The organism is Psychrobacter sp. H27 (genome assembly GCF_059072655.1).
On sequence record NZ_JCACRX010000001.1, the window covers coordinates 1,109,664 to 1,120,865 of the forward strand.

Annotated in this window: 10 protein-coding genes; all 10 read right to left on the reverse strand. The window is 43.4% G+C overall.

Features of this window, described 5'->3' with window-relative positions:
• Nucleotides 1-96 precede the first annotated feature (96 nt).
• Nucleotides 97-1,068, reverse strand: a complete 972-nt coding sequence (locus AC5JPY_RS04315) for an OmpA family protein (protein ID WP_493852191.1) — start codon at nt 1,066-1,068, stop codon at nt 97-99.
• Nucleotides 1,069-1,680: 612 nt separating this feature from the next.
• Nucleotides 1,681-2,094, reverse strand: coding sequence for a PaaI family thioesterase (locus tag AC5JPY_RS04320; protein WP_493852192.1), 414 nt, complete (start codon nt 2,092-2,094; stop codon nt 1,681-1,683).
• Between the two features lie 137 nt (nt 2,095-2,231).
• Nucleotides 2,232-2,774 carry a DUF3124 domain-containing protein gene (locus tag AC5JPY_RS04325; protein WP_493852193.1) on the reverse strand — a complete coding sequence of 181 codons (543 nt, stop codon included), beginning with the start codon at nt 2,772-2,774 and terminating at the stop codon, nt 2,232-2,234.
• A gap of 43 nt (nt 2,775-2,817) precedes the next feature.
• On the reverse strand, nt 2,818-3,519 hold the full coding sequence (locus AC5JPY_RS04330; RefSeq protein WP_319052200.1) for a potassium channel family protein: 702 nt from the start codon (nt 3,517-3,519) through the stop codon (nt 2,818-2,820).
• Nucleotides 3,520-3,586: 67 nt separating this feature from the next.
• Nucleotides 3,587-5,347: a TrkH family potassium uptake protein gene (locus AC5JPY_RS04335; RefSeq protein ID WP_493852194.1), complete on the reverse strand. Its 1,761-nt coding sequence runs from the start codon at nt 5,345-5,347 to the stop codon at nt 3,587-3,589.
• 201 nt (nt 5,348-5,548) lie between these two features.
• Entirely contained in the window at nt 5,549-6,490 is a 942-nt protein-coding gene (locus AC5JPY_RS04340) for a DMT family transporter (RefSeq protein WP_493852195.1), read from the reverse strand.
• 56 nt (nt 6,491-6,546) lie between these two features.
• Nucleotides 6,547-7,737 carry a flavin monoamine oxidase family protein gene (locus AC5JPY_RS04345; RefSeq protein WP_493852196.1) on the reverse strand — a complete coding sequence of 397 codons (1,191 nt, stop codon included), beginning with the start codon at nt 7,735-7,737 and terminating at the stop codon, nt 6,547-6,549.
• Nucleotides 7,738-7,778: 41 nt separating this feature from the next.
• The gene (locus AC5JPY_RS04350) at nt 7,779-8,201 is read right to left on the reverse strand and encodes a tetratricopeptide repeat protein (RefSeq protein WP_493852197.1); all 423 of its coding nucleotides are present in this window, start codon (nt 8,199-8,201) and stop codon (nt 7,779-7,781) included.
• A gap of 176 nt (nt 8,202-8,377) precedes the next feature.
• Nucleotides 8,378-8,866, reverse strand: a complete 489-nt coding sequence (locus tag AC5JPY_RS04355; protein WP_319052195.1) for a M48 family metallopeptidase — start codon at nt 8,864-8,866, stop codon at nt 8,378-8,380.
• A 253-nt stretch (nt 8,867-9,119) separates the two neighbouring features.
• On the reverse strand, nt 9,120-11,165 hold the full coding sequence (gene betT, locus AC5JPY_RS04360; RefSeq protein ID WP_493852198.1) for a choline BCCT transporter BetT: 2,046 nt from the start codon (nt 11,163-11,165) through the stop codon (nt 9,120-9,122).
• Between the last annotated feature and the right edge of the window lie 37 nt (nt 11,166-11,202).

Genomic DNA, 11,202 nt, shown 5'->3' on the forward strand with positions numbered 1-11,202 from the left:
ATAATTATATTAGGCAGCGTTAGTTGCCAAAGAGTAATTTCTTGAGGCTATCCTAAATGATTGAAATTCATTTAGGATAGCCCTTAGTCATCCATTTTATGGACGTTCTTCTACTATAGCGACGACGCGGCGATTAAGCTGTCTTCCTGCTGCAGTATCATTACTTGCTCTTGGCTGCGACTCGCCATAGCCGATAGCGCTTATACGATTGGGTGCAACACTGAATTCGTTAACTAGTATCTCTTTCACTGCGTTGACTCGGCGCTGTGATAATGCTTTGTTATAGTCATTTTGACCACGGCTATCTGTATGTCCCTCGATAGTTACTACAGTATTCGGGTACTGCTTCATAAACGTGACCAGTTCGGTCGTTTTTGCATAATAGGCTGGACGTACCATCGACTTGTCTGTCTCAAACAATATTTCAAGATCAATAGATATTCTTTCGGACAGTGTTGGTGTCGGTGTTTTGATAACAGCAGGTGGATTAATTGGTGGTGCGGCTATGATAGGTATTGGGCAGTTAGGAACAACGCGACTGATTTGATGAGACTGATAACGCTTTTTCTCTAGTAGTTGCAATGAGCTAGCGGTAGTGATCTGCTCTAAGATGCTTTGACCCGTTTGAGCCATATTCACATAAAAAAAGTAAGTTTGACCGCCTACTAACTCATACTCTTTTTTATTTGCCAGCAAGTTATTGTCCTTGAACCCCGTGGCATGAGCGCTTAATTGGTTTATACCAACACATGATTCAACAACCGTATAGTTGCCTGCATGGAGACTCACTTGAAACCGATTGTTTACTGCGATGTTGGCACTCGTTTGTTCAGAGTAACGGTCATTGGATCTAATAAATACCAAACGGGTTTTATCAGAAGATACATTTTGGTTTAATATATAGTTGATATCAGCATCAGTTTGGTTGTTCCATGCAACCTTACTCACATGGCGACTACCTCCATCGTTATCGATACTGTTGTTACCAGTCACAGAGCATGCTGTCATTCCTAATAGCATTACTGGTAAAGCAATGATATTGATAGACTTTCTGAGTATATTTCCCATGACTACTCCCTTACTTACTGTATTCCGAATCACCTTTGGGCACTTATGTATACTTTTATGCTACCTGTTACTATAGTTGCATACCAGTACGGTCAAACCATCCAACCGACCGTACATCGCTTTTTAGCTGTAAATCTTATCTTAAGTCATTAATTTTATTAATATAAATAAATTACCCAGATCGCTTTATCGTACAAAAACCTCTCATTCTTCTGAGCAGGTGCTATCTTACATGAAAATTCATCCCATAATTAAACAAACTATTGTTTATTTAAATATTTATAAAAATAATAGTTGCTGGTTCTTTAATGTTGCAAAATAAATGCCAATTCATACCACCTTTTAGAAATCCGTACTACCATAAAATAAACCTCGCAAGCTGTTATGCTTGGCGAGGTTTTTTTTATGCAGAGTATTCTGTAGTAGTGACTACGCTAATGACTGTCATTCAATAACTCAAAGGTAATGATTAAATCATGACGATAAGTCATCTCGATGAGATCTAATATTGCAATATTATGGTCTTGATCTCTAAGTCTATAATACTCAATGCGTACTAATCTAACGATAAAAGACTTATTACTCAAGCAATATATACTATGAAGTAAGAGTTTATATACGTTGAGGCGGTACAGAATATGTGCCGACTACGTGTGCGACAACGTCATCCGAGCCTTCCGAATACAGAGACACCTCACCCACTATCAGCGCTCGCCCTACTTTGAGTAAGGTGCATTCAGCGATAATACGAGCATCTGCTGATGGTTTACGCAAAAAATTAATCGTCAGGCTGGTCGTCACGGTCAAGGGCACGATGCCGATTTTTCCCAGTATCGCCACATAGATGGCGACATCAGCGACGGCCATCATGACAGGGCCAGACACTGTGCCACCGGGACGTAGCTCATTGATACCAATCTCGTGTGATAAGGTCGCGCCATGCGCGCTTACTGCTTCAACAACGCATTTTGTTTGAGGGAACTCCATTGCCATAAAGGCGTTAATTTCTTCTTTGGTTGCAGACATAATTCTTCCTTGAATGTCACTGTCTCGAATATCACTACCTTGAATATCGCTATATTAAATGTCGCTATATTAAATGGAACTACCGCTATTGCCGTTGTTAACACTGCCGACATTGCTATTTTCTTTAACACATCCGATTAATGTATCACAGGCGTGCCTTCGGTACTAAACGCAAATCCTTTATTGCTAAAATTCCCAATCATGACCGCTTCAATGACAGGTTTGACCGTCTCATCCGCGCCTTCAACTTCGATAATAAAGTTAGCACCAGCGCCGCCTTTGTTCTCTTCTTTTTCAACGATATAGTTGAGCGTGGCCATCGCAGGTAGCTCGATTGGCTTGTCTATATAGGATTTGACAAGAGCGCCATCGGTATCGTAATAATCAATTTTATTGATATATAGTGATTTTTCCAACGTGGTATTGCGTACGCTCAACGTCGCTGCCAATAACACTTTACGATTGTCTTTATCGGTATAAATATCAGAATAAATGGGCACATAAAAGGTTTCTTTATAGCTAAACTCGCTACGATCCACATTGGACGTCACCTCTAACGCCTCAATCGGGTCTTGTTGATTCTCGGACAGGGTGACGTTTGGATCTTGCGCGGACGGATCACAGCCAGACAGTAGTGCCATAATGGTAACTAATAGAGCGGCTACACTGCGCTTATTCATAAACTTCCCCTGTATCTTCTTATGCCACTACGCTGTTGAGCCGTTATTTGATTTTCACACCGACGCTACGTAAAAACTGGTTGATGTGTTTGTTCGCGCCATAAATGACCAGTACATCGTGGTCTTTTAATACTTGCTCTGGCGTTGCCAATCCTTGAATGCTCGGTTTGCTCTGAGTACGACCAAAGCTGTCTTCATAATACTCATAGCGCAAGGTACTAAGCAATCGTATATTGAACTTTTGCTCCAATTGCAATTCATCGATGGTCTTACCGATCAATACACTTGGAATATTAATCTCTACCATACTGAAGTTATCGCTTAACTCAAACGAATCGACAAAATAACGTAGCGACAGTCGTTTGGCCCAGCGATTGGCCGCTTCTTTTTCAGGATGAATCAAATCGTCCACCCCAATAGCCTGTAAGACTTTTTCGTGCAGTGGATTAATACTGCGGCTGATCAACCGTTTTGCTTTTAGGGTCTTAAATAACGCCGTTGCCATCACGTTTGCGCCTTGATCTTCGCCAACTGCCACGATGACGATGTCAGTATCAATGATGGGTAAGCCGCTTACGGTATACTCATCTGTGGCATCCATACAGAGCGTATGAGAGATAACTTCCTTATAGGTTTCGACCCTTTGCATATTGCTATCAATGCCAATCACTTCATGCCCTTGGCTAGTCAATGCAGAGCCTAGTGACGCGCCAAAATTCCCCAATCCTACGATAATATACTTCATAACCTTGATGACCTTTTTTAAACTATATTTTTCGCTTCTGAACGTAAAATTATTTATGTATAAAAATTTAGTTAATCGTAATTTCCTCAGTTGGATAGCGATAATTGCGTTGGCGCATGTTTTTGAGTAGCGCAATAAATATCGTTAGCATACTGACCCGACCAACAAACATAATGACCGATATCACCACTTTGCTAAAATCTGACAAATCTGCTGTTAGATTCAAACTCAGCCCTACTGTACTGTATGCTGAAAAACACTCAAACACTACTTTAATCAAATCAAGCTCTGGCTGATCATAGCTAATGAGCGTCACACCCGTACCGATGACCAGCAGTGACAACCACATAATAGAAAATGCGCGGCGCACGGAGATTTCCGCAATTTGACGTTTGAACACCTCGATCTTCGTTTGCCCACGGGCTAGACTGAGTGTATTCAATAAGGCAATCGCAAAGGTACTGGTCTTAATACCGCCCCCTGTCGAGTTTGGTGACGCCCCAATCCACATCAAAAATATCGTCAGCATGATCGTTGGGAATGCAAGCTCACCCATATCAATCACATTGAACCCTGCGGTTCGCGGCGTGGCAGCGGTAAAGAATCCTGTGACAAGCTTACCAAAAATACTGGTATGGTCAGCGAGCACATTATCGTATTCAAATATCATTACTCCAATAAGACCGACCAGCAATAGCGCACCAGTCGTAATCAAGGTAATGCGGCTATTGATGTTGAGCAACCAAGGCTGATAAAAATAGCGCTGATCATGACGATACAGTAGTCGCTCGATGCGATGCCGTAGATAGCGCAGTACATTGACCACAATAGTAAAACCCATACCGCCAAAGATAAAGGTCATCGCCACGATCAGCTGTAGCGGGTAATTAAAGCGCAGCGAATCGTCATACATGCCCGCACTAAAGGTCGAAAACCCCGCATTACAAAAAGCTGAAATTGCATGGAAAATCGAAAAGAACAACTGCTCAGACCAATTCATATCGGGTATATCATAGATACTGATATAAATCAGTGCCGCTGCTACTGCTTCAACACCGAAAGTCACGTATAAGATTGACTTCAAGGTCGAGACCACATCCCCCATACCGCGCATATACGACATCTCGCTGATACTCGCTTGCGTCTCATAACTGACGCCGCCCTTGAAAAAGTAACTAAAATAAGTCACAAATGTCAAAATACCTAAGCCACCGACTTGTATTAAGCCCATAATAATGGCCTGTCCAAACGTCGTAAAATGGGTCGCTGTATCCACGACAATAAGTCCTGTTACGCAAACCGCACTGGTCGCGGTAAAGAGCGCATCAATAAAGGATAACGGCTGCGTTGTGGCATTGGGCATCATTAGCAGCAGGGCACCTGCCAGCACCACCGCCAAAAAGCTTAGAATAAAAAACTGCGCAGGATGCAGAAAGGTACGATTAAGATTAAACTCGTGATCAGACAGTTCACGGATAAAGGTGACAAACACCGCTATTTTTATCGCGACGAAGCCATCAACAGCGGCAGACAACCCAAAACGCATTAGGTCAGTAAAGTGTGCCACAAGTAAAACGATAATAGCGATACTGGTAAAAGCATCGAATACCGCCACTTTATTGAGCGTGAACGGCTTATTTGTGTAGATATAACGGCCAACCGTCACTACAAAGCTCAAAAAAATAATGACTAGATAAAAAATATGGAAACCTTGTTGTAGCCACATCGGCAGTGTAAAACCACTATCCAACAAAGCAACAACGACTCCGATGATGCTAGTAAGAATCGTGACATTATTTAATAACCGATAACGCGTGGCTGCATTCATAGCCTGAATCCAAGACAACAATAACCCCGATACTTATACTCCTTTTTTGCCATATTCACAAAAATTGATTTGAGATAATCGTAACCAATTATTGGATCTATATAGACTTTATGAGTAATTAAGACGAGATATCAAATACTTGCACGATTATAGAGTATTGATCAGATATGCTTACCTATTGGCGCGTTTGTTGAGCGTCCTTCATTCTTTTTTTGTTGTGACCGTCGACATTTTTACACCGCCCCATGTCACCAGTGCTATGCCAATAGTAATCAGACAACCTCCTAACAGCAAACCCTCAGGCGGATGCTCTCCCTGCAAAAATATTGCAATAGGGACACCAAAGATGGCCCCGACTGCCCCCAACAGACTGAGCAAAACAGGACCGCCTGTTTTTTGTAAGAGAAACAGTAATAAAAACTGTCCAGAAAATACACCTGCCTGTACGGCTATCAACCCAAGCGGTAGCCCACTCTCTAAGGGTATCGTGACAGAAAAGTTAAATACCGCACTAAATAGAGCCAGCAGTAGAGAGGCGGCGACTAGCATCCCCGGAGCGAGAGCACTAAATGCGGCATTATCAGGCCAGCGTAGTGTCCGGTATATGTTGCCAATGGCGAGTAGTACTGGTCCACACAGCGCGACCAAAATCCAAAACACGCTGGTATCTGGGGCGGAGAGCTTATGGATAGCCAACACCCCTGCTCCTAAAAGTGCTGCAGCGACACCAAGCGCACGGGAGAGGTAGAAGCGCTCTATGCGCAGCAGCAGTGCGCCAAGATACGTTAGCAATGGAGGTAAGGATATAATAAGAGCGACAAATCCTGCGCCAACATGAGGAATCGCTGAAAACAACAGTAAATTGGCAGCCGCCACACTGACAAAGGCGGCAACGAAATAATACTCGAAGCTACGGGCGCTAAAGGGAAGTGTCTCTTGTTTGATGAATGCGACGATCAATAAAATAATAGCTGCACCAGTGATCGACCAAAACAAAAACGCTAGTGGCGTAAGACCGGTATCGACAGCATATTTGGCGAGATTGGTTGAGATACCTGTGAGCGCGCCACCGACCAGCAGGCAAGCAACAGGTACTAGCCAAGTCGCATTATGGTCAGGTTTTTGCTTGAGGGAGTCATTCATCAACTATCCTATTAGATGACGATGTTTTTGTATAACTATAGGTTTTCTGGCGATATTCACTCTTTGGACAATACTGTCGCAGGCAAGCTTTGTACTGCTATGGCTGCCGCATCAATAGCGCCAGCAATATAACCAGGAAACTGTGCTGACCACTCACTACCGCAGCCTGTTAGTTGGTCTTGCCATGCGCCTGTTTTTGGTTTGGCTGGTGGTGCTACGGCATGTTGCCCGTTGCCATTGATATCAGCAGGCATCGCTGTCAATAGGTCTTGCGCCCAGTCCTTGAGATACTCAGCTACCGGACTACTCGCCTGCGTACCAAACAGACGTACCAATTGCGCGCGGCAATGTTGTTTTAGCACGATATCAGAGACACTTTGCCGTGCCTGCGCCGATACACCAAAGAAGCCAAACAGGGCACCATGACTGTCTACAGTAGAAGCATCATGTATTTCAGTGAGTGGTCCTATCGCACTACGCGCGGCCCCTGAGAGACCATTATCTCGCCAAAATGGCGTTTCATAGACTGCCACATATTTGGCATGGGGCGCCATCCACGTTGCTGTCTGTTGCCACTGCGTCATTAGATCCTGTGGTAGTGGTGGCTCAAATGCTATCCGACCCGCTACCAGTCTAGGCGGTAGCGCAAGCAAGACATGCCGCGCTCGAGATATGGTCACTTGTCCAGAGGCATCTACGCTCTGTACGTTGATATACTCACCTACTCTACTTAACTGCTGCACAGTTTGATTGGTGATGATACTTTTAGCATCTAAGCGGGTATATAGCGCCTCAATCAAAGTCGCCATTCCACCGACTAGGCGCATAGAAGACGGCGCGCTTTTGTAACCTTGCATTCGTACGGGCGGCTGATCAGTAGCGCGCTCCACCATCATATCGCCTACTTCAAACTGCGCAAAACGTGATAAGTTCAACGATTCAATGAGCGTACTTAACTGCGTCTGATAGTCAGGCCAAAACCAAGACGGTCCCAAATCAAATGCATTATCTTTATTAGCACTATCTTTATTAGTATCTTGATTAGCATTGTCTTTATTAGCCATACTTGTGTTAGGAGCAGCCTGTCCATTATGGAGCGCACTTGAAAAATTAGCGACTGCAATACGACCGCCTAATCTATTACGCGCTTCTAGCAGTCTATAGGCGATGCCTTTTTGCTCTAATAAAAAGGCAGCGTATAGTCCACTTAGCCCGCCGCCAACAATCACCACAGGTACATCTTGCATATCAGATTACTCAATTCATAGAGGATTGATTATAGTTGAGACTACTCTGCCAATAGTTTGGTAAGCATCTCATCGATCTCAACCTTAAATTCTTTGTCTTCAATTTTGTTTGCCGTGACTTTGGCATTTTGCAAACTTTGGATGGCTGTTTCTTTTTCACCCATCTCAAGCTGTAGTACCGCCATAGAAAAAGCTATTGAAGACATATGATCTTTTGAGTTGATAGCAGTGGCTTTGATTAGTGCTTTGTCATAGATAACCAATGCCTCATCTAAATCCTCTGTAAAATCAGCAAGAGTTTCCCATTGCTCTGGATGGTCTTTATCAGTATTTTCATTATCGGTACAGATGGCTTTTAGCTCAGCATAAAGCTCGTCAAATTTCGATTGATTGCCTCTACGATCGGCTTCTAATAGCTCTTCGGCTAACGTATAGATGGCTTTATATATTTTGGTATTGATCATTTTTTTCTCTATTTTTAGTGAAGTAATAAAAGAGTACGTATGTGTATTTATGGTTTAATTGCGAATAGTTTGATGGCAAAAATTTTAATACAGGCAAGCTTAGCACGGTTACTGCAAATGATGAGTGTTTTCAGTTATCAGCAAACACATGGTATGGCTATATAACGTCCATGTAATCAGCGCTCTTGCCAATGCAACCATAAACGCATATCCAGCTCCAGTTGATGATATTCAGGCTCCATATGACAGCACAGCTGATAAAACGCCTTGTTATGATCATGCTCTTTGAAATGCGCAAGCTCATGCACCACTATCATGCGCAAAAAATCTGGCGGCGCGTCTTTGAACAAACTGGCCACCGTGATGCTATTGTGCGACTTGAGCTTACTTCCTTGTACTCGAGACTGTGTGGTATGCATCCCTAGCGCATGTTTTAGAACTTTTAATTTACTGCTATAGCTGACATTCGATAGCGGGCCAATCTTACGCATGTATTGGTTTTTTATCTCATTGATATAGTGATAGAGCGCCTTATCACTTTGGATCTCATGCTGGGTGGGGTATTTATTTTTGAGATATACCCCTAACCTGCCATCACTCATCATCTCTGCAACTTGAGTTTGGATGTGCTCTGGATAATGAGCAATGTATTTTAATGTAGTCACAACGATATCCTTTGCTTAAATGCTCAATTTATTGGCTGATCAGCACAGTCTTAGTTAATTTTACCTTATACATGCTGCTTGTATTGACTTCTTGCTTTATTAATTACTTTGACTGGTCATCACCTGCTTTCTGACTGAGTTTTTGTCATAAAGAAACCCCATAAGCTGTCATCAACTTATGGGGTGTTTTCTTATATAAGCGTTCAATGATGAGCTATCGTACCTATATAAATGGATAGCTATTTATAGTCAATTAACGCTCTAGATGTAAATACTGCAAGTGACGCTCGTACTGATTGAGAATATCGACCAGTACCTGCTCTTTGGTATAACCAACCAAGTCATACTCTTGCGACCCTTCTCTCAAGAATACCTCAGCACGATAATAGTACTCTGCATGCTTGCTTGACGTATTCAGCGTAAAGTTAGGGCGCTCAGCTTTGATCAAATGTACTTCATAAATAAAGTCATCTTCATCACCATGACCGACACGCAGTTTTAGACCGTCAACTTGACCGCTGTCTTGATCCATACCAGCATCGATACCTTCACCAATACTCGCAAGATTATGGATATCTAGCGAGGTTTTTAGACCACCCGCTTCGAACTCTTTTTCGACATCACTCATGGCAGGCATCACCACAGTGTGCAAGAATTTTTCGACCTGCGCATGTCCTGGGAAACTCACAATACGTTGCAAGCGGGCTTTCCAGCCTTTACCGTTATCAAGGACATTGGCAGTACCAATAGTACTCGCTTTGCGTTTGTTGCCTTCTTCTTTTAGTGACTTCCACATCGCTATCATGTAGAGCACAAGAATGATAGAGAATGGCAAGCCTGCGATCACAGAGACCGACTGCAATGAGCCAAAACCACCAGCAAACAATAAGCCTAGCGTAATAAGACCCGTTGCCGCTGCCCAGAATAAACGCAACCATACCGGTGCATCAGTATCATTAGTCATACCTCGTGAGCTCAGGTTTGCAAGTACCAACGCCCCTGAATCCGCTGAGGTTACAAAGAATATAAGACCAATCACTACACCAGCAAATGACAGCACCTCGCTATAAGGGAAGTACTCAAATAACGCAAACATACCCATCGCAGCGTCATTAACAGCGATCTCACCCAGCTCAGTTGCACCATTGGCAACCAAGTCTATCGCCGTGTTACCAAAGATAGAGAACCATGCAAAAATGAAACCCAGTGGAATAAACATCACGCCAAACACGAACTCTCGCAGCGTGCGACCACGGCTAATACGCGCAATAAATAGACCGACAAATGGCGCCCAAGCAACCCACCATGCCCAGAAAAATATCGTCCACCAAGATTTCCACTCGGCACCAGCAGCGCCATCATAAGCATAAACATCAAAAGTCTTATAAATAATAGTCTGGAAATATTGACCGATATTTTGGGTAAAGGTATTCAATAGGTATACGGTATTGCCCATCACGAGTATGGCAAGCAATAGTAAAATTGATGACAACATGTTGAATTCAGACAGACGACGTACGCCTCTTTCGACACCCGTCATCGCAGAGATAGCAGCCGCCGCGACAACGCCCACGATGATAAGCGCCTGAACCATCTTGCTAGATTCGATACCAAATACGTGGGTCAAACCAGCATTGGCTTGTAGCACACCAATACCTAGACTTGTCGCAATACCCATCAACGTACAGACGACACCAAAGGTATCAATACCATCGCCTAGCCAGCCTTTGATTAAGCGTTCACCAAATACTGGTGTCAGCGGCGAGCGTAGTGCCAGCGGCATGTTTTTGCGATAGGCAAAGTAAGCCAATGCCATACCAATCAAGGCATAAATACCCCAGCCATGCAGACCCCAATGCAAAAAGGTTTGCGCCAGTGCTTCGCGCATGGCCTCAGTACTAGCAGGCTCTAAGCCTGTATGCGGGGTCAAATAATGCATCAAAGGTTCAGAGGCACCAAAGAACAATAGGTCAATACCGATACCTGCTGAGAACAGCATGGCTGCCCACGCCAAAAACGGAAATTGTGCTTTTTCGTGGTCTTGACCAAGCTTTATATCGCCGTACTTAGAAAAACCAACAAACAACGCAAAGATACTATAAGCGGCAACCACCAACATGTAATACCAGCCAAACTTGTCTGATACCCAAGTCATGCTCGCGCTCAGCAAGGTTTCACTATAATCTGGAAAAGCAATGGTCCAGATTATCAATAAAATAGAAATAATAGCAGAGCCCAAAAACACCGTTTTGTTTAGGCTCAAAGGTTTCGTCACATCTTGTGATGGCGAACTGTACATAAAAGACCTCAATAGGTAAATTAAACAGGGTCCGATA

What these genes read in the sequence shown, in the direction of transcription:
- AC5JPY_RS04315 (WP_493852191.1), bottom strand. Translation starts at nt 1,068, where the DNA reads ATGGGAAATATACTCAGAAAGTCTATCAATATCATTGCTTTACCAGTA.
- AC5JPY_RS04320 (WP_493852192.1), bottom strand. Translation starts at nt 2,094, where the DNA reads ATGTCTGCAACCAAAGAAGAAATTAACGCCTTTATGGCAATGGAGTTC.
- AC5JPY_RS04325 (WP_493852193.1), bottom strand. Translation starts at nt 2,774, where the DNA reads ATGAATAAGCGCAGTGTAGCCGCTCTATTAGTTACCATTATGGCACTA.
- AC5JPY_RS04330 (WP_319052200.1), bottom strand. Translation starts at nt 3,519, where the DNA reads ATGAAGTATATTATCGTAGGATTGGGGAATTTTGGCGCGTCACTAGGC.
- AC5JPY_RS04335 (WP_493852194.1), bottom strand. Translation starts at nt 5,347, where the DNA reads ATGAATGCAGCCACGCGTTATCGGTTATTAAATAATGTCACGATTCTT.
- AC5JPY_RS04340 (WP_493852195.1), bottom strand. Translation starts at nt 6,490, where the DNA reads ATGAATGACTCCCTCAAGCAAAAACCTGACCATAATGCGACTTGGCTA.
- AC5JPY_RS04345 (WP_493852196.1), bottom strand. Translation starts at nt 7,737, where the DNA reads ATGCAAGATGTACCTGTGGTGATTGTTGGCGGCGGGCTAAGTGGACTA.
- AC5JPY_RS04350 (WP_493852197.1), bottom strand. Translation starts at nt 8,201, where the DNA reads ATGATCAATACCAAAATATATAAAGCCATCTATACGTTAGCCGAAGAG.
- betT (WP_493852198.1), bottom strand. Translation starts at nt 11,165, where the DNA reads ATGTACAGTTCGCCATCACAAGATGTGACGAAACCTTTGAGCCTAAAC.